This is a genomic window from Parafrigoribacterium humi, assembly GCF_040227205.1.
GTDB classification, from domain to species: Bacteria; Actinomycetota; Actinomycetes; order Actinomycetales; family Microbacteriaceae; genus Parafrigoribacterium_A; species Parafrigoribacterium_A humi.
Window position 1 is genome coordinate 454,115 of sequence record NZ_JBELOA010000002.1, and the last position, 18,994, is coordinate 473,108.

Annotated in this window: 18 protein-coding genes; 12 read left to right on the forward strand and 6 right to left on the reverse strand. The window is 65.2% G+C overall.

The window, feature by feature from the left end; genetic code table 11:
• Positions 1–95 precede the first annotated feature (95 nt).
• From ABUA28_RS06435 to ABUA28_RS06460, 6 genes are all read left to right on the forward strand, one after another.
• Entirely contained in the window at positions 96–722 is a 627-nt protein-coding gene (locus ABUA28_RS06435; protein WP_349903166.1) for a superoxide dismutase, read from the forward strand.
• 115 nt (positions 723–837) lie between these two features.
• Complete coding sequence (gene gap / locus ABUA28_RS06440; protein ID WP_349903168.1) at positions 838–1,848, forward strand: type I glyceraldehyde-3-phosphate dehydrogenase; 1,011 nt, start codon at positions 838–840, stop codon at positions 1,846–1,848.
• Positions 1,849–1,876: 28 nt separating this feature from the next.
• Positions 1,877–3,091, forward strand: coding sequence for a phosphoglycerate kinase (locus tag ABUA28_RS06445; protein ID WP_349903170.1), 1,215 nt, complete (start codon positions 1,877–1,879; stop codon positions 3,089–3,091).
• Positions 3,082–3,879: a triose-phosphate isomerase gene (gene tpiA, locus ABUA28_RS06450; protein ID WP_349903171.1), complete on the forward strand. Its 798-nt coding sequence runs from the start codon at positions 3,082–3,084 to the stop codon at positions 3,877–3,879. The genes ABUA28_RS06445 and tpiA overlap by 10 nt, the downstream gene beginning before the upstream one ends.
• A gap of 85 nt (positions 3,880–3,964) precedes the next feature.
• Positions 3,965–4,216 carry a preprotein translocase subunit SecG gene (gene secG, locus ABUA28_RS06455; RefSeq protein WP_349903173.1) on the forward strand — a complete coding sequence of 84 codons (252 nt, stop codon included), beginning with the start codon at positions 3,965–3,967 and terminating at the stop codon, positions 4,214–4,216.
• A gap of 8 nt (positions 4,217–4,224) precedes the next feature.
• Positions 4,225–4,590, forward strand: a complete 366-nt coding sequence (locus tag ABUA28_RS06460; protein WP_349903174.1) for an RNA polymerase-binding protein RbpA — start codon at positions 4,225–4,227, stop codon at positions 4,588–4,590.
• A gap of 47 nt (positions 4,591–4,637) precedes the next feature.
• Here ABUA28_RS06460 and pgl read toward each other — a convergent pair whose 3' ends face one another.
• From pgl to tkt, 6 genes are read right to left on the reverse strand one after another with little or no spacing between them, the layout of a single operon-like run.
• Complete coding sequence (pgl, locus tag ABUA28_RS06465) at positions 4,638–5,411, reverse strand: 6-phosphogluconolactonase (protein WP_349903176.1); 774 nt, start codon at positions 5,409–5,411, stop codon at positions 4,638–4,640.
• A complete protein-coding gene (locus tag ABUA28_RS06470; RefSeq protein ID WP_349903178.1) occupies positions 5,408–6,388 on the reverse strand; it encodes a glucose-6-phosphate dehydrogenase assembly protein OpcA in 981 nt (326 codons plus the stop codon). The genes pgl and ABUA28_RS06470 overlap by 4 nt, the downstream gene beginning before the upstream one ends.
• Positions 6,385–7,926 (reverse strand): glucose-6-phosphate dehydrogenase, encoded by a 1,542-nt coding sequence (zwf, locus tag ABUA28_RS06475; protein WP_349903180.1) that lies wholly within the window; start codon positions 7,924–7,926, stop codon positions 6,385–6,387. Before zwf ends, ABUA28_RS06470 begins: the two co-directional genes overlap by 4 nt.
• A gap of 46 nt (positions 7,927–7,972) precedes the next feature.
• On the reverse strand, positions 7,973–9,571 hold the full coding sequence (locus ABUA28_RS06480) for a glucose-6-phosphate isomerase (RefSeq protein ID WP_349903182.1): 1,599 nt from the start codon (positions 9,569–9,571) through the stop codon (positions 7,973–7,975).
• Positions 9,568–10,698 carry a transaldolase gene (gene tal, locus ABUA28_RS06485; protein WP_349903184.1) on the reverse strand — a complete coding sequence of 377 codons (1,131 nt, stop codon included), beginning with the start codon at positions 10,696–10,698 and terminating at the stop codon, positions 9,568–9,570. Before tal ends, ABUA28_RS06480 begins: the two co-directional genes overlap by 4 nt.
• A gap of 31 nt (positions 10,699–10,729) precedes the next feature.
• Positions 10,730–12,823: a transketolase gene (gene tkt / locus ABUA28_RS06490; protein ID WP_349903186.1), complete on the reverse strand. Its 2,094-nt coding sequence runs from the start codon at positions 12,821–12,823 to the stop codon at positions 10,730–10,732.
• 302 nt (positions 12,824–13,125) lie between these two features.
• Here tkt and ABUA28_RS06495 point away from each other — a divergent pair, with 302 nt between their 5' ends.
• The 6 genes from ABUA28_RS06495 to sufC all read left to right on the forward strand — a co-directional run bounded on the left by ABUA28_RS06495 (position 13,126) and on the right by sufC (position 18,992).
• Positions 13,126–14,052: a heme o synthase gene (locus ABUA28_RS06495; RefSeq protein WP_349903188.1), complete on the forward strand. Its 927-nt coding sequence runs from the start codon at positions 13,126–13,128 to the stop codon at positions 14,050–14,052.
• Positions 14,052–15,017 (forward strand): COX15/CtaA family protein, encoded by a 966-nt coding sequence (locus tag ABUA28_RS06500; RefSeq protein ID WP_349903190.1) that lies wholly within the window; start codon positions 14,052–14,054, stop codon positions 15,015–15,017. The genes ABUA28_RS06495 and ABUA28_RS06500 overlap by 1 nt, the downstream gene beginning before the upstream one ends.
• Before the next feature lie 221 nt (positions 15,018–15,238).
• Complete coding sequence (gene sufB / locus ABUA28_RS06505; RefSeq protein WP_349903192.1) at positions 15,239–16,657, forward strand: Fe-S cluster assembly protein SufB; 1,419 nt, start codon at positions 15,239–15,241, stop codon at positions 16,655–16,657.
• Positions 16,658–17,878 (forward strand): Fe-S cluster assembly protein SufD, encoded by a 1,221-nt coding sequence (sufD, locus tag ABUA28_RS06510; RefSeq protein WP_407075419.1) that lies wholly within the window; start codon positions 16,658–16,660, stop codon positions 17,876–17,878.
• A gap of 4 nt (positions 17,879–17,882) precedes the next feature.
• On the forward strand, positions 17,883–18,206 hold the full coding sequence (locus tag ABUA28_RS06515) for a non-heme iron oxygenase ferredoxin subunit (protein WP_349903194.1): 324 nt from the start codon (positions 17,883–17,885) through the stop codon (positions 18,204–18,206).
• A 21-nt stretch (positions 18,207–18,227) separates the two neighbouring features.
• Positions 18,228–18,992 (forward strand): Fe-S cluster assembly ATPase SufC, encoded by a 765-nt coding sequence (sufC, locus tag ABUA28_RS06520; RefSeq protein WP_349903196.1) that lies wholly within the window; start codon positions 18,228–18,230, stop codon positions 18,990–18,992.
• The last annotated feature ends 2 nt before the right edge of the window (positions 18,993–18,994 follow it).

The following is an 18,994-nucleotide window of genomic DNA, read 5'->3' on the forward strand; positions in this document are numbered from 1 at the left end:
GCCCGGACGCCGCGCGCACCGCGCTACTAGACTGAAATCGTCACCCGCAATTCGCGCTGTTCCGCGCGCCGGGACATCAGGCAAGGAGAAAATCAATGGCTGAATACACGCTTCCAGAACTGGGCTACGACTACGCCGCCCTCGAGCCGCACATCAGCGGCAAGATCATGCAACTCCACCACGACAAGCACCACCAGGCCTACGTGACCGGCGCCAACACGGCCCTCGCGAAGCTCGCGGAAGCACGCGACGCCAACGACTTCGCCAACATCAACAAGCTTGAGAAGGACCTCGCCTTCAACCTCGCCGGCCACGTGAACCACACCGTGTTCTGGACCAACCTCTCACCGGACGGCGGAGACAAGCCCACCGGTGAGCTCGCTGCGGCGATCGACGACAACTTCGGGTCCTTCGACAAGTTCGTCGCGCACTTCACCGCGGCAGCCGCGGGCATCCAGGGATCGGGCTGGGGCGCGCTCGTCTGGGACTCGCTCGGCAGCAAGCTCCTCGTGCAGCAGTACTACGACCACCAGGGCAACTTCGCCACGGGAACCGTTCCACTCCTGCTGCTCGACATGTGGGAGCACGCGTTCTACCTCGACTACGTGAACGTCAAGGGCGACTACATCAAGGCGTTCTGGAACATCGCCAACTGGGCCAACGTGCAGAAGCGCTTCGACGCCGCGCGCGAAAAGACGAACGGCCTGCTGGTACTCTCATAGCTGCGGCCTGCCCGGAACCGCGTGTTCCGGGCACCGCTCGCAGGGCCAGCGTTGACCCGCAATCATCCCCCAACCCATAGTTGCGCTTTATCGCGCCTCAGCATCAGGAGTTCTCTTGACAGTCAAGATCGGGATCAACGGTTTCGGCCGCATCGGCCGCAATTACCTTCGTGCGGCACTCGCACAGGGCGCAGACCTCGAGGTCGTCGCCGTCAACGACCTGACCGACCCCAAGTCCCTCGCACACCTGCTCAAGTACGACTCCGTCGGTGGCCGTCTGGCACAGGACGTCTCGGTCGACGGCGACGCCATCGTCGTCGGCGGCAAGCGCATCAAGGTGCTCGCGGAGCGCGAGCCGGCGAACCTTCCCTGGGGAGACCTGGGCGTCGAGATCGTCATCGAGTCCACCGGCCGTTTCACCAATGCCAAGGACGCGCAGAAGCACATCGACGCTGGCGCGAAGAAGGTCATCATCTCCGCCCCCGCGACGGATGACGACGGCACCTTCGTCATGGGCGTCAACGAGCACCTGTACGACCCGGCCACGCAGCACATCCTGTCCAACGCCTCCTGCACCACGAACTGCCTCGCGCCGCTCGTCAAGGTGTTCCTGGGTGAGTTCGGCATCGAGCGTGGTCTCATGACGACCGTGCACGCATACACCGCAGACCAGAACCTGCAGGATGGGCCGCACAAGGATCTTCGTCGCGCACGCGCGGCCGCCGTCAACATCATTCCGACCTCGACGGGTGCCGCCAAGGCGCTCGGCCTCGTCGTTCCAGAGGTTCTCGGCAAGCTCGACGGCTACGCTCTTCGCGTTCCGGTTCCGACCGGCTCGATCACCGACCTCACCATCGAGGCTGGCCGCAACGTCACCGTCGCCGAGGTCAACGCCGCGTACAAGAAGGCCGCGGAGAGCGGAGCGCTCAAGGGCTTCCTCAGCTACACAGAGGACCCGATCGTCTCGAGCGACATCCAGGGCGACCCGCACTCCTGCATCTTCGACGCCGGCCTCACCAAGGTCATCGGCAACCAGGTCAAGGTGGCCGGCTGGTACGACAACGAGTGGGGTTACTCCAACCGCCTCGTTGACTTCACCGAGTACGTCGCAGAGCGTCTTTCCTGAGCCGCCCTGCCACGGCAGAACGACAGTCATGACACTGCGCACTATCGAGAGCCTCGGCTCGCTCGAGGGCAAGAGGGTCATCGTCCGCTGTGACCTCAACGTCCCCCTGCAGGACGGCGAGATCACGGATGACGGCCGCATTCGCGCCTCTCTCGCGACGCTCAACGTCCTGATCCACGCCGGCGCGCGGGTCATCGTGATCTCGCACCTGGGGCGCCCCGACGGGGCACCAGACGCGAAGTACAGTCTCGCCCCGGTCGCGCAGCGACTGTGCGAACTGCTCGGCAAGCCCGTCACCTTCGCCGCAGACACCGTCGGTGCTGCGGCGAAAGACGCCGTGGACGCCCTACAGAACGGTGACGTCGCGCTCCTGGAGAACCTTCGTTTCAACGCGGGGGAGACCTCGAAGAGCGAGGATGAGCGTGCGGCCTTCGCACAGCGCCTCGCGGCCTTTGGCGACGCCTTCGTCTCCGACGGCTTCGGTGTCGCCCACCGCAAGCAGGCGAGCGTGTACGAACTGGCGCAGGCGCTTCCGAGTGCCGCCGGTCTGCTGATCGCCGCAGAGCTCGACGTACTCGACAGGCTCACAGAGCAGCCGGCCAAGCCGTACGCGGTGGTCCTCGGCGGCTCGAAGGTCTCGGACAAGCTCGGCGTCATCGGACACCTGCTGCCCAGGGTCGACTCACTGCTCATCGGCGGCGGGATGCTGTTCACCTTCCTCGCCGCCCTCGGCCACAGGGTGGGCGCGAGCCTGCTCGAGACCGACCAGATCGAGACCGTGCGCGGATACCTCGACGAAGCGCGCAGGCTCGGCGTCGAAATCGTGCTGCCGACGGATGTCGTCGTCGCCTCGAAGTTCGGTGCGGACGCGGAGCACGAGGTGCGCGCCGCCGACTCGATCGAGGACACCCCGTGGGGTGCCTCCGGTCTCGGGCTCGACATCGGGCCGGAGACCGCTTCGAGGTTCGCCGAGGTCATCCGGGCATCCGAGACGGTGTTCTGGAACGGCCCGATGGGCGTCTTCGAACTCGCTCCGTTCTCCGAAGGAACCAGGACTGTTGCGCAGGCGCTCACCGAGGTGAAGGGCCTGTCTGTCGTCGGTGGCGGCGACTCGGCCGCGGCCGTGCGCGCGCTCGGCTTCGACGATGGCCAGTTCGGACACATCTCAACCGGAGGCGGTGCCAGTCTCGAGTTCCTCGAGGGCAAGCGCCTCCCCGGCCTGGAGGCTCTCGGATGGCAGTGAACACCTCTGCTCGCGTACCCCTTATCGCGGGCAACTGGAAGATGAATCTCGACCACCTGCAGTCGATCGCGTTCGTGCAGAAGCTCGCGTGGAGTCTCAAGGATGCCCGCCACGACTTCGACTCAGTCGAGGTCGCGGTGTTCCCCCCCTTCACCGACCTGCGCTCCGTGCAGACCCTCGTCGCCGCCGACCGTCTTCCGATCGCGTTTGGCGCGCAGGACGTCTCCGCGCACGAGTCCGGCGCCTTCACCGGCGAGATCTCGGCGTCGTTCCTCGCCGCGCTCGACTGCCACTACGTCATCATCGGCCACTCCGAGCGTCGCACGCTGCACGCGGAGACCGACGAGACGGTGGCGGCGAAGGTCGCGGCAGCGCTCTCACACAATCTCGTTCCGGTGATCTGCGTGGGCGAGACCGCGGAAGACCTCGAAGTCCACGGCCAGAGTGCCGTTCCCGTTGCACAGCTTCGTGCAGCCCTGGACGGCGTCAAGGCCGGGTCGGACATCGTCGTGGCCTATGAGCCCGTCTGGGCGATCGGATCCGGCCAGGCAGCCACTCCGGAGCAGGCAGAGCAGGTTGCTGCCCAGCTCCGCACCGTCGTCGCCGAGTCGATCGGCGACGAGGCTGCCGCGGCCACCAGGATCCTGTACGGCGGCTCGGTCAAAGCGAATAACATCGCCGGATTCATGAGGCAGCCGAACGTCGATGGAGCACTCGTCGGAGGGGCCAGCCTCGACCAGCAGGAGTTCTCCAGCATCGTGCGCTACCAGAAGCACGTCGGTACCTGAAGCACGTCGGTACCTGATACACATCCCGGTTATACTGAACAGCGTCCATTTACATACCAATGGGCGCAGACCCGAAAGGCACGTTGTGGAAGTTCTCCAGGTCACCCTCCAGGTGCTTCTTGGCATAACGAGCCTTTTGCTGACGCTGCTGATCCTCCTTCATCGCGGTCATGGCGGCGGACTCTCCGACATGTTCGGTGGAGGGGTCACCTCGAATCTTGGTGCGTCCGGTGTCGCGGAGCGCAACCTCAACCGCATCACCGTGCTCCTGGGCGTCATCTGGATCGCGTGCATCATCGTGCTCGGACTCATCACCAAGTTCGACGCAGCCGGTTAGGAGACACCATGGCTTCAGGTGGTAGTGCAATTCGTGGTTCGCGCGTCGGCGCGGGCCCGATGGGCGAACAGGATCGCGGTTTTCACGCGGAGCGCGTGCAGGTGTTCTACTGGTGTGCCAACGGCCACGAGCTGAGCCCGTACTTCCTCGCGAGCATTGAGCCCGAGGAGATCCCGGAGCAGATCGACTGCCCCAATTGCGGTTCTCCCGCAGGCAGGGACAAAGAGAACCCTCCGTCGGTGACGAAGCTCGAGCCGTACAAGACTCACCTCGCCTACGTGAAAGAGCGTCGCACCGAGGAAGAAGCGGTCACGCTTCTCAACGAGGCGCTCGAGCAGCTTCGCGCGCGGCGCGGCAAGCTCACCGCCCAGTAAATAGCAGCGCAGTAACAGCAGCGCAGTAGTTACACCGGCGCAGCGCGCTAGTAGTCTGTCGCGATCAGCTCAGGCGGAACCTCTGCTGCCGCATCCTTGTCGACGAAGAACACGGTGCGCTTGCGGCCCTCCGCTGCTGCGGCAGGAACCTCGAACTTGCTCACGCCGGCGAGAGCCAGGCCGAGTGCTGAGGCCTTGTCCACGCCAGACATGACCAACCAGATCCGGTCGGAGGAGTTCAGTACGCCGAGCGTGAGGCTGAGACGTTCCGGCGGCGGCTTGGGCGAGTTGCGAACGCTGATGACCGTCGTATCGGTGGTGCGGATGCCCTCCTCCCGTCCGGGGAAGAGCGACGCAATGTGCCCGTCGGGTCCGACGCCAAGGAAGGTGATGTCGAAGCGGGGTGCTGTCTCGCCCTCCGGCGCGGCCTCCGCGAGTTCGCGCGCGTAGTCCACCGCTGCCGCATCCAGTTCGAGCGGGCCGTCCGACACGGGAAAGTAGTGCACGTTCTCCGGCACGAGAGCGACATGATCGAGCAGCGCATCCCGTGCCTGCTGGTCGTTGCGATCGGCGTCGCCGTAGGGGAGCCATCGCTCGTCTCCCCACCACAGCTGCACCCGCGACCAGTCGATGGTGTCCCTGGCCGGAGAGCTGTTGATCGCGCGGAGCACGCCGATTCCTGCCGTTCCTCCGGTGAGGACGACATTGACCTCCGGCCTCTTGTCCAGGAGATCGACGACCTTGGTGATGAAACGAGCGGCAACCGCGGCGGTGAGGGCCTGGGCATCCTGATGGACGAGCACCCTGCGTTCCCTGCTCATTTCACCCCCACCAGGATGTCCTCGGCCGTCACCGTGGACGGCTGGCCGAGTTCCCCGAGGCCCTTCTGGATGACGTCGCCGAACAGGTCGTCCGGGTCGAGCCTGCGCAGCTCCTCGGCCAGGCAGTCGCGCAGATTGCGCCGGGGGAGCGAGATGTCGTGAACGGGCTGGTTCGGCTGCGCGAGCGTTGCGATGTTCACGTGGGTGCGCTCGAGCTCGATCACTCCTGAGGCCCTGTGCAGCTTCACGCCCTGGATTCCGGGCGCTCCTGCCGATGGCATGAGCAGTTCGTGCCTCACCTCCACCTGGAGCTGCAACTGCAACCACGCGGCGAGCAACGTGGTCGAGGGGGAGTCCGACGCTCCGTGCACCTCTGCCTGCGTGATCGCCTCGTACGGAGGCTGGTCGAGAACGGCGGCGAGCTGAGCGCGCCACAGCGTCAATCGGGTCCAGGAGAAGTCGGTGTCTCCGGGGTGGTAGGTCGAGGCGAGGTGGCCCAGGAACTCGCGCGGGTTGCTCTGCGCCGCGGCATCCGTGATCCTTCGCTGGGAGATGCGTCCGAGCGGGGAGTCCGCCGCAACGGGCGGGGCCTCGCCCGGCCACCAGGCGACGACCGGCGCGTCGGGCAGCAGGAGCCCGGTGACGAGGCCCTCTTCGTCCGAAGCGGTGTCGCCGTAGGCCTTGAGCACGATCACCTCGCTCGCGCCGGCGTCTCCGCCGACCCGGATCTGGGCATCGAGTCGCGCCTCGTCCTTCGAGCGCTCTGCTTCGGCGTCCGTCGAGATCACGATGACGCGCATCGGATGCTCGCGAGAGGCGTCGTTTGCCGCCTCGATCGCTTCTTCCTCGTGTCCGAGTGCCGTGGAGATCACGAGGGTGAGCACCCGTCCAAGGGCGACCGCGCCGCCCTCTTCGCGGATCTTCACGAGTGCCTTCGAAATCTGGCTGCTCGTGGTGTTGGGCAGATCGACAATCATGGACGCCTCCAGTTTCGGCCGTCGCGGGCGAGAAGTTCGTCTGCCGAGCTCGGTCCCCAGGTTCCTGGGCGGTATTGCTCCGGCTGTCCCAGTGTGGCCCAATACTGTTCGATCGGGTCAAGTATCTTCCAGCTGAGCTCGACTTCCTGGTGCCGGGGGAACAGCGGCGGGTCCCCGAGCAGCACGTCGAGAATGAGGCGCTCGTACGCCTCAGGGCTCGCCTCCGTGAAGGCGTGGCCGTATCCGAAGTCCATGGTGACGTCACGCACCTGCATGCTCGCGCCCGGAACCTTCGAGCCGAACCGGATCGTCACTCCTTCGTCGGGCTGCACCCTGATCACAAGCGCGTTCTGGCCGAGCGCAGAGGTCTGGCTCTCGGCGAACAGATACTGCGGTGCGCGCTTGAACACGACGGCGATCTCGGTGACCCTGCGACCCAGGCGCTTGCCCGCGCGCAGGTAAAACGGAACGCCCGCCCACCGGCGGGTGCCGATGTCGAGGCGGATGGCCGCGTAGGTCTCGGTGAGCGACTGCGGGTTCATGCCATCCTCGTCGAGGAATCCGACGACACGTTCACCGCCCTGCCACCCGCTCGAGTACTGCCCTCTCGCGGTCGCCGTGGAGAGATCCTTCGGCAGACGCACCGCGGAGAGCACCTTCTCCTTCTCGGCGCGGAGGTCGGCCGCGTTGAACGACACGGGCTCCTCCATGGCCGTGAGCGCGAGCAACTGCAGCAGGTGGTTCTGGATGACGTCGCGGGCGGCGCCGATACCGTCGTAGTACCCGGCCCGGCCTCCGACCCCGATGTCCTCCGCCATGGTGATCTGCACGTGGTCGACGTACTTCGCGTTCCAGATCGGTTCGTAGAGCTGGTTGGCGAAGCGCAGGGCGAGGATGTTCTGAACCGTCTCCTTGCCGAGATAGTGGTCGATACGGAACACAGAATCCGCGGGGAACACAGACTCGACGACGTTGTTGAGCTCCCGTGCGGTGGTCAGGTCGCTGCCGAAGGGCTTCTCGATGACGACCCTGCGCCACTGGCCGTCGACCTGCTCCGCGAGACCCGAACGCCGCAACTGCTCCGTCACCTGGGGGAACGACTTCGGCGGAATCGACAGGTAGAAGGCGTGATTGCCCATCGTTCCGCGCGTGCGATCGAGCTCGTCGAGGGTGACCTTCAGCCGCTCGAACGCGGCATCATCGTCGAACTCGCCCTGGACGAAACGGATGCCCTGGGAGAGCTGCTCCCAGACCTCCTCGACAAAGGGCGTGCGGGCGTACTGCTTGACCGCGTCGTGCACCACCTGGGCGAAGTCCTGATCTTCCCAGTCTCGCCTGGCAAAGCCGACGAGCGCGAAGCCCGGAGGCAGGAGCCCGCGATTGGCCAGGTCGTACACGGCCGGCATGAGCTTCTTGCGAGACAGGTCGCCCGTCACGCCGAAGATGATCAGACTGCTCGGTCCCGCGATGCGGTTGAGTCGTCGATCGGAGGACAACCGTAGCGGGTTGAATTCCGGGGTGATTTCCACCGGCGACATTCGACTCCTTGAGTTCTGTAGGTGTGACGTGCGAACGAGCGGGTGCTCAGCCGAGGAGCGAGTGCAGCGCGGCGATGTTCTGCGCCGGGTCCGTCATCGTGAGGGTGAGGACCGGCCGACCGTGCTGCGCGAGCACGCTCGCGTCGCCCGCGGCCTGCGCCTGGATGAGCTGGCCGAAGGTGAACGGCCGCTCCGGGATCTCGACGTCGACAGGCGACGTCTCCGTGATCTGGAGGAACACACCGATCGCGGGCCCACCCTTGTGGAACTGCCCGGTCGAGTGCAGGAACCTCGGGCCCCAGCCGAAGGTGACCGGACGCCCACAGCGTGCGGCGACCAGGTCACGCAGCCGAGCGAGCTCCGGGTGAGCGACGCGGTCGACGTAGGCCTGGATCGAGACGTAGCCGTCCGAACCGAGCTGCGCGAGGAGTGCGTCGACGACCGCCGCGAGCGTGGTGGAGCCGTCAACGACATCGGAGGTTCCGCGAACCTCGATGCCGCTCTCGACGAACGCCGGTGCCGCGGGCTCCGGGCGGGCGTCGAGCAGCCCGCGAGTCGCCTCTTTGGCTGACTCGACATCCGGCTGGTCGAACGGATTGATTCCGAGCAGTCGACCCGCGACGGCGATGGCGAACTCCCAGACCAGGATCTGCGCACCGAGCGTGCCGCTGATCTCGATCTCGCCGTCGGCGACCTCCTCGGTTGCCCTGGCGCTCTCGACCAGGCGCACGATCTGGAGGTCGTCGAGGTTCTCGGTCAGCTCGGGGGAGCGCGCGTCGAGCACGACGGGCAGAACTCCCTTGCCGATCTTGCCCGTGGACTCGGCGATGAGCTGCTCGGCCCAGTCGGCAAAGCCCACGATGTAGGTTCCGTCGGAGACGATGCCCAGCTTGTTCTTGAGCGGCCTGGTACCCGCGATGGCCGCACCGAGGATGAGGCCGGGGTTGTCCGCCCTATCGATCGCGAGGCGCCCTGAAACAACGGAGGCCTCGCCCAGCAGCGACGCGATGTCGACGCCAGCGAGGCCGGATGGCACGAGGCCGAAGGCGGTGAGTGCGGAGTAGCGGCCGCCGACGTTGGGGTCCGCGTTGAAGACGCGGAAGCCGTCTGCACGCGCGGACACGTCCAGTGGAGAACCGGGGTCGGTCACGACGACGATGCGCTCGAGCGGATCGACGCCCGCGTCCCTGAACGCCTGTTCGAAGACGCGGCGCTGGCTGTCGGTCTCGACCGTTGAACCGGACTTGGACGACACGACGATGACGGTCGTCTCGATGCGGTCGTTCAGGGCCGCGAGCACCTGGCCCGGAGCGGTGGAGTCGAGCACGGTGAGCTCGACTCCTGCCGTGCGGGTGATGACCTCAGGAGCGAGCGACGAACCGCCCATGCCCGCGAGCACGACGTGGTTCACGCCTGCCGCGTGCAGCTTGTCACGCAGCGCGACGATGTCGTCCACGAGGGGCTCGGAGATGACGACGGCCTCGGTCCAGCCGAGACGCTTCGCGGCCTCCTCCTCGGCCTCCGGGCCCCAGAGAGTCGCGTCCTGTCCGATGATGCGCGAGGCGACGAGGTCGCTCACAAGCTGGGGAACAACGCGCTCGACGGCCTCGCCCGCTGCACCGCTGACGGTGATGTCGAAGCTCATTTCTGTGCTCCGACGGACGCGGACTCGAGGGCAGCGGTCACGGTGTCGAGCAACTCGCCCCATGACACGATGAACTTGTCCACGGCCTCCTTCTCGAGGAGTGCGGTGACGTCGTCGTAGGAGATGCCGAGAGCCGCAAGCTGGTCGAGCAGCGCATTGGCCTCGTCGTACAGGCCGGTCACGCGGTCGCCCTGGATGTCTCCATGATCGAAGGTGGCCTCGAGCGTCTTCTCCGGCATGGTGTTGACCACTTCCGCCACAGCGAGCTCGGTGACATAGAGCGTGTCGGGAAGCGACGGGTCCTTGACACCCGTGGATGCCCACAGCGGCCGCTGCTTGTTGGCTCCCGCGGCGAGCAGGACCTTCGCGCGCTCGCTCGAGAAGCCCTGCTCGTACACCTGGTAGGCGAGGCGAGCGTTGGCAATGCCCGCCTTGTTCTTCAGCGCGAGAGCCTCGGGAGTGCCGATCGCATCCAGTCTCTTGTTGACCTCGACGTCGACGCGCGAGACGAAGAACGAGGCGACGGAGTGAATGGTGGAGATGTCGATGCCTGCGGCTTTCGCGCGCTCGAGGCCGCTCAGGAAGGCGTTGATGACCTGGCGGTGACGCTCGAGACTGAAGATGAGCGTCACGTTGACGCTGATTCCCTCGGCGGTCGCGTCGGCGATGGCCTGCACGCCGGCCTCGGTCGCGGGAATTTTGACCATGACGTTCTCGCGGTCGACCTTGGCCCAGAGCTGCTTGACCTGGGCGACGGTGCCGGGGGTGTCGTAGGCGAGGCTCGGCTCGACCTCGATTGACACGCGGCCATCCACGTGGTTGCTCGCTTCGTAGCTCGGGCGGAAGATGTCGCAGGCTGCCGCGACGTCGTGCGTGGTGATCTCGAACACGGCGTCGGTCACCGAGGTGCCCGCCGCGGCGAGTTCTGCGACCTGCGCGTCATAGGTGGTTCCCTTGGCCAGGGCGGTCGCGAAGATCGTGGGGTTGGTCGTCACACCGACGACGTGCCTGTCGTCGATGAGCTTCTGGAGCCCGCCGGAGACGATCCGGTCACGCGAGAGGTCGTCGAGCCAGATGCTCACTCCCAGTGAAGTCAGTGTGTCCAGCGGAGATGCGGTGTTCGTCATGATGTCTCTTTTCCTCGTATGTTTGCGGCGCCTACAGGGCGGCCAGTGAATCCTTGGCTGCGGCGATGGCGTGCTCTGTCGTCATACCGAACTCTCTGAACAGGGTCTTGTAATCGGCGGATGCCCCGAAGTGCTCGATCGAGACGCTGCGGCCCGCATCGCCGACGTAGCCCCGCCAACTCAGGTCGAGCCCGGCCTCGATCGAGACCCTGGCCTTCACGCTCTTCGGCAGCACAGACTCGCGGTATTCCGCGCTCTGCTCCTCGAACCACTCGAGGCTCGGGGCCGACACGACACGGGCATTGATGCCCTCTGCCCTGAGCTGCTCGCGGGCGTCGACCGCGATCTGCACCTCCGAGCCGGTCGCGATGAAGATCACATCCGGCGTGCCGTTCGGCGCCTCGGCAAGGACGTACGCTCCCTTGGAGACGTTGCGCGCACTGGCGAACACGTCTCCACTGGCGTCACCGTCTCCACGTTCGAACACCGGGATGTTCTGGCGCGTGAGGGCGATACCGGCCGGACCGTTGCGACGCTCGAGCATCGTCTTCCAGGCCCAGGCGACCTCGTTGGCGTCCGCGGGGCGCACGACGTCGAGGCCGGGGATCGCCCGGAGGCTTGCGAGCTGCTCGATCGGCTGGTGGGTGGGGCCGTCTTCGCCGAGTGCCACGGAATCGTGGGTCCAGACGAAGATCGACGGCGCCTTCATGAGAGCGGCGAGGCGCACGGCCGGCCGCATGTAGTCACTGAAGATCAGGAACGTGCCACCGTACGGACGGGTGTTGCCGTGGAGCACGATGCCGTTGAGGATCGCGGCCATGGCGTGCTCGCGGATCCCGAAGTGCAGGACGCGACCAAATTCGGTTCCCGCCCACTCGTGGGTCGAGCGCTCGCTCGGCACGAAGCTTGCCGCTCCCTCGATCGTGGTGTTGTTGGACTCCGCGAGGTCGGCGGAACCGCCCCACAGCTCCGGGATCACCGCGCCGAGCGCGTTCAGCACCTTGCCCGACGCGGCGCGCGTGGACATGTCCTTGCCCGCTTCGAACCGGGGGAGTGCGGCCTCGACGCCGTCGGGAAGCGCGCCGCTGAGCACGCGATCGAGAAGCTTCTTGCGCTCCGGGTTGGCCGCAGCCCATGCGTCGAACTGCACGTTCCACTCGTCGTGGGCCTGCTTGCCGCGCTCGAGAGCCTTGCGGGTGTGGGCGATGACGGCCGGGTCGACATCGAAGTGCTTGGCCGGGTCAAAGCCGAGCACCTCCTTGACTGCTGCCAGTTCGTCGGCGCCGAGTGCCGATCCGTGGATCTTGCCGGTGTTCTGCTTCTTCGGCGACGGCCAGCCGATGATGGTCTTGAGGATGATGAGGGACGGCTTGCCGGTCTCGGCCTTCGCGGCCTCGATCGCGTCACCCAGTGCCGCGACGTCTTCGACGTAGACACCGGTCTTCTTCCAGTCGACGACCTGCACGTGCCAGTGATAGGCCTCGTAGCGCGCCTTCACGTCCTCGGTGAACGCGATGTTGGTGTCGTCCTCGATCGAGATCTGGTTGCTGTCGTAGATCGCGATGAGGTTGCCGAGCTCCTGGTGCCCTGCGAGCGATGACGCCTCGCTCGAGACGCCCTCCTGCAGGTCGCCGTCGCCCGCGATCACGTACACGTAGTGATCGAACGGGCTCGTCCCCTCGTCGGCATCCGGGTCGAACAGGCCACGCTCATAGCGCGCCGCGTAGGCGAAGCCGACGGCGGAAGAGATGCCCTGGCCGAGCGGTCCAGTGGTGATCTCGACTCCAGCGGTGTGACCGTACTCCGGGTGACCAGGAGTCTTCGAGCCCCAGGTGCGCAGCGCCTTGAGATCGTCGAGCTCGAGTCCGTATCCCCCGAAATACAGCTGGATGTACTGGGTGAGCGAGCTGTGCCCGACCGAGAGCACGAAACGGTCTCGCCCGATCCACTCATTGTCGCTCGGGTCACGACGCATGACCTTCTGGAACAGCAGATACGCCGCAGGAGCGAGGCTCATTGCCGTGCCGGGATGACCGTTGCCGACCTTCTCGACTGCGTCGGCAGCAAGAACTCGTGCTGTGTCGACTGCCTTGTCATCGATGGGATCCCACTGGAGAGTTGTCACGTACTTGATGACCCTTCGTTAAAGGCGACCGCCCGTGTCGGGATCGATCACTCTGAGTGTGCACTCGCCCGGACATCATCGGCACTGCCGCAGGCAACCGATGAACCACACCGCTGCGGTGATGGGCACTGCGGTGGGGATCGGAATAAGAAGGCTCGCGGCTGGCAAGCATTATCAAGTATAGAGAAAGCGGCGAGTGACCGTGGGGCCTTGCACTATTCACCGATACGGGTCGGGGCACCCACTCACGGAACTTCAGCCTAGAATCGACGGTGGGCTCATGCACCTGCGATAGAGGAGTAATGGACGTAGCTGTACACACTCGCGTCGAACGCGAGACGATCGGTTTTTCGCGAAAGCTTCGCGCGTATGTCGCACTCACGAAACCACGGATCATCGAACTCCTTCTCGTCACGACCGCGCCGGTGATGATCCTGGCGCAGCGTGGCATCCCGAATCTCTGGCTCGTTCTGGCGACTCTCATCGGCGGCGCCCTGAGCGCGGGGTCGGCCGGCGCGTTCAACTGCTACATCGACCGCGATATCGACCGGGTGATGAAGCGCACGAGCAAGCGGCCGCTCGTCACGGGCGAGCTCAGCGACCGCGAGGCGCTCGTCTTCTCCTGGGTGATCGGTGCTGCCTCCGTGGCCTGGCTCGGGTTCCTCGTGAACTGGCTGTCCGCCATCCTGTCGCTCGTCGCGCTCCTGTTCTACGTCGTGCTGTACACGCTCGTGCTCAAGCGCCGCACCTCGCAGAACATCATCTGGGGCGGGATCGCCGGATGCTTCCCCGTGCTCATCGGCTGGACCGCCGTCACGGGCTCGCTCAGCTGGACGCCGTTCATCCTCTTCGTCGTGATCTTCCTCTGGACACCACCGCACTACTGGCCGCTGTCCATGAAGTACCGCACCGATTACGCGACGGCGAACGTCCCGATGCTCGCGGTCGTGCGGGGCAGAACGCAGGTCGGCCTGCAGGTCATCCTCTACGCCTGGGCCACTGTGGCCTGCTCGCTTCTCCTGATCCCGGTCGGGCAGATGGGCATCGTCTACACCGTGCTCGCCGCGGTCTCGGGCGGCTGGTTCATCTTCGAATCGCACCGCCTGTACTCGATGGCGATCAGGCACGGTGAGGTCAAGCCGATGAAGGTGTTCCACAGCTCGATCAGTTACCTGACCCTGCTGTTCGTCGCGGTGGGTATCGACCCGCTGCTCTACTTCGTCCTCTGATGGCGATGCGTACACCGTTCGACTTTCTCGCTGATCGCTTCACGCTGTCGTCGCGCGCCCTGCGCTGGGCGACGACCTGGGCGCTGGTCGTGAGCATTCTCATCATCTTCACCGGGGGAGTGGTGCGGGTCACGGGTTCCGGCCTCGGCTGCCCCACCTGGCCGGACTGCAACCCGGGATCGCTGTCTCCGACCGGTGTCATGGGCATCCACGGCATCATCGAGTTCGGCAACCGACTGTTCAGTGCCTTCATCGCCGTGCCCGTCGCCTGGGTCATCATCGCCGCCCGCCTGCAGAAGCCGCGCGAACGATCCCTCACCCGACTCGCCTGGTCGCAGTTCTGGCTTGTCGTTGCCAATGCGGTCGCCGGAGGAGTCACGGTGCTCGCCGGCCTCAACGCCTGGGTCGTCGCCATGCACTTCGTTCTGGCCATCGCGCTGCTGACGACAACGACCCTGACCTGGCACCGAGTCCACGAGAAGCCGGATGCCGAACCGGTGCAGACCACCGCACTCTCGCGGCGGCTGAGTTGGATCATCGTCTTGGTCAGCCTCGTCCTCATCCTCGTGGGCACGCTCGTCACCGGTTCAGGGCCGCACTCCGGCGATTCTGCCGCGGTGAAACGGATGCCGCTGGACTGGACGGCGCTGACAATAGCCCACGGGCTGCTCGGGGCCGCCGTGCTCGTCCTCGCGATCGTGCTCTGGGTCGTGCTTCGCCGTGATTCCGGTGCGGCGCTGGCGAGATTCCGGGTCGCGGTGTTCATCGTCGTCGTGATCGTCCAGGGCGCGATCGGGGTCACGCAGGCGCTGGATTCCCTTCCCGCGCTGCTCGTCGCGATTCATCTTCTCGGTGCGGCGTTCGTCTGGGTCGGTGCCCTTCGCGTGCTGCTGGAGGTCAATCCCACGCTGTTCCGCGGCATCGTCCACGAGCAATTCCAGCCACGGGAAGCCGTGAGCCTGTAGGATTGAGGCACTGGTTCAGTTACCGGGTGTTCAGTGCGTAACTGTTGACGCCGACGTCAGGGTTGTTCCCATATAGCCGGTCGACGGCCGAACGAAGGTTCGTCGAGGAAGGTCCGCCCGGTTCACAAATACGGCATCGTCCCCGGCCCCGCGCCCACGTCGCGCGAGGAATACTGGTTCACCCAGCGGGGTTAGCAACAGCAGGAACAAAGAGGAGAGTCATGTCAGACGTCCTGATCGACCGCCCCGAGCTGGAAAGCTTGGGAATCTACGAATTCGGCTGGTCGGACTCCGACGTCGCCGGCGCATCCGCCAAACGTGGGATCTCTCCCGAGGTGGTTGCCGACATCTCGGCTCACAAGGACGAGCCGGAGTGGATGCTCAAGAACCGACTCAAGGCCCTCTCGATCTTCTTCAAGAAGCCCATGCCCGCCTGGGGCGCGGACCTTTCCGGTGTCGACTTCGACAAGATCAAGTACTTCGTGCGGTCTACCGAGAAGAAGGCGACGAGCTGGGAAGACCTTCCAGAGGACATCAAGACCACCTACGAGCGCATCGGAATCCCCGAGGCGGAGCGCCAGCAGCTCGTGAGCGGCGTCTCGGCCCAGTACGAGTCCGAGGTCGTCTACCAGACGATCAACAAGGAGCTCGAGGAGCAGGGCGTCATCTTCCTCGACACCGACACAGCGCTGCGCGAGCACCCGGAGTTCTTCACGGAATACTTCGGAACCGCGATCCCCGCCGGTGACAACAAGTTCGCGGCACTCAACACCGCGGTGTGGTCTGGCGGTTCATTCGTCTATGTCCCGCCGGGCGTCCACGTGCGGATCCCGCTGCAGGCCTACTTCCGCATCAACACCGAGAACATGGGCCAGTTCGAGCGCACCCTGATCATCGCGGACGAGGGCAGCTACGTTCACTACATCGAGGGCTGCACCGCCCCGGTGTACTCCTCGGACTCGCTGCATTCCGCGGTCGTCGAGATCATCGTCAAGAAGAACGCGCGCGTTCGCTACACGACGATCCAGAACTGGTCGAACAACGTCTACAACCTCGTCACCAAGCGGGCACTCGCCTACGAGGGCGCGACGATGGAGTGGGTCGATGGCAACATCGGCTCCAAGGTCACCATGAAGTACCCGTCGATCTACCTGATGGGCGAGCACGCCAAGGGCGAGACGCTGTCCGTCGCGTTCGCTGGGCCCGGCCAGCACCAGGATGCCGGCGCCAAGATGATCCACATGGCGCCGTACACGCAGTCGTCGATCGTCTCGAAGTCGATCGCTCGCGGTGGGGGTCGCTCCGGTTACCGAGGTGAGGTGCGGATCGCCAAGGGCGCGCACCATTCCGCAAACACGGTGCGCTGTGATGCCCTCCTGGTCGACACCATCTCCCGGTCAGACACCTATCCGACCGTGGACATCCGTGAAGACGACGTACAGATGGGCCACGAGGCGACTGTCTCGCGCGTGAGCGCCGAACAGCTGTTCTACCTGCAGTCGCGTGGCATGCCGGAAGACGAAGCCATGGCCATGATCGTGCGAGGGTTCATCGAGCCGATCGCGCGCGAACTTCCCATGGAATACGCCCTCGAATTGAACAAACTCATCGAGATGGGCATGGAAGGATCAGTCGGCTAGATGTCAGCCAACGCCATTCCCACGACCACAGCAATGCCCACAGAATCAGCGCAGATCGACCACTCGCGTCTCGGCTCCAAGCAGCACACCGACGGTGGCTGGGGACTGATCCCCGTGCAGACGCGCTCTGCACGCTTCAGTTCGTATGATGTCGCAGATTTCGAGACCGTTTCCGGTTTCGAGGCGGAGTGGAAGCGCACTCCCGTCGCACTCCTGAGCTCGCTCCTCACCGCGCAGCCCGACGGTAGCCCGTACGAATACACCGTGACCGCCTCGGGCGGCACGACCGTCGAATGGATCGACAGGAGCGACGCCCGCGTCGGCTCCGTGGGCACGCCGGAGGATCGCGCCTCGGCCAACGCCTGGACGACCTTCGACAAGGCACTCTCCATCACCATCAGCGGGGAGGAGCCCTCACGCGTCAACATCGTGCGGAACTCCTTCGGAAACGCCGCGCGCGCTGCGCACATGGTGATCACGGCGAAGAAGCACAGCAGCGGTCTCGTCATCATCGACAACAGCGGAACGGCCGATCTCAGCGAGAACCTCGAGATCCAGATCGAGGAGGAGGCAAACCTCACCGTCGTGTCCGTTCAGGAGTGGAACGCGGATGCCGTGCACCTCGCCTCGCACTTCGCCGAGGTGGGCAGTAACGCGCACCTCAAGCACGTGCTCGTCTCGCTCGGCGGCAAGGTTCTGCGCATCAACCCCTCCGTTCACCTCGGGGGAGAAGGCGGCGATGTCGAACTGTTCGGCGTGTACTTCGCCGACGGAGGGCAGCACCTCGAGCAGCAGGTCTTCGTCGATCACGACGCGCCGAGCACCAAGTCACGCGTGAGCTACAAGGGCGCGCTGCAGGGTGAGGGCGCTCGCACCGTGTGGGTCGGCGACGTGCTCATCCGCCCGAGCGCACCGGGCACGGACAGCTACGAGCAGAACCGTAACCTGCTGCTGACCGAGGGTGCGCGCGCAGACTCGATCCCCAACCTCGAGATCGAGACCGGCGACATCTTCGGTGCGGGGCACGCGAGCACCTCGGGGCGCTTCGACGACGAGCAGCTGTTCTATCTTCAGGCCCGCGGAATCCCGGAGGACGAGGCCAGGCGCCTTGTCGTGCGCGGCTTCCTCTCGGAGATCGTGCAGAAGATCGGTTTCCCCGAGCTCGAAGCCAGACTGCAGGCCGCTATCGAAGCCGAGCTCCTGGCCAGCAAGGCGGAGTGATCGGATGCCCGTCAAGATCTGCCCGGAGTCCGAGATCGGGGTGGGAGCCGCCGTGCGCGTCGTCATCGACGACGTGCCGATCGCGGTCGTGCGCGACTCCGCCGGAGTCGTGCACGCGATCGGCGACACCTGCACCCACGGCGACATCTCCCTCGCGGAGGGCTTCGTCGAAGACGAGACCATCGAGTGCTGGGCCCACGGGTCCAAGTTCTCGCTCGTGACGGGCAAGGCACTCACGCTGCCGGCGTTCGAGCCCGTGCCCGTCTTCACCGTCTCGATCGTGGACGGCGACGTCTACATCGATCCAACGCCCATCCTCAACAACTAATCCAAGGAAAGCAACCAGACCATGTCTGTACTTGACATCAAAGACCTCCACGTCAGCGTCGAGACCGAGCAGGGCGCCAAACAGATTCTCAAGGGCGTCGACCTCACGGTCAAAGACGGCGAGACCCACGCCATCATGGGGCCGAACGGTTCGGGCAAGTCGACCCTGGCCTACACCATCGCCGGTCACCCCAAGTACCACGTCGAGGGCGGTTCCGTGACGCTCGACGGTGTGGACCTGCTCTCGCTCACAGTGGATGCCCGTGCGCGCGCCGGCCTGTTCCTCGCGATGCAGTACCCGGTCGAGATTCCCGGTGTCGCGGTGTCGAACTTCCTGCGCACGGCCAAGACCGCTCTCGACGGCGAGGCCCCGGCCATCCGCGGATGGATGAAGGAGGTCAAGGAATCCATGAAGAACCTCCGGATGGATCCCGCCTTCGCCGACCGCAGCGTCAACGAGGGCTTCTCCGGCGGAGAGAAGAAGCGCCACGAGATCCTGCAACTCGAGGTTCTCAAGCCCCGCTTCGCGATTCTTGACGAGACCGACTCCGGCCTCGACGTCGACGCACTCAAGATCGTCTCGGAGGGCGTCAACCGCGCGAAGGCCAAGACCGACCTCGGCGTATTGCTCATCACCCACTACACGCGCATCCTGCGGTACATCCGCCCCGACTTCGTGCACGTTTTCGTCGACGGTCGGGTCGCAGAGCGTGGCGGCCCAGAACTGGCAGACGCCTTGGAGAACTCCGGATATGATCGCTATCTCGAAGACTCGAAAGTAGGGTGAGA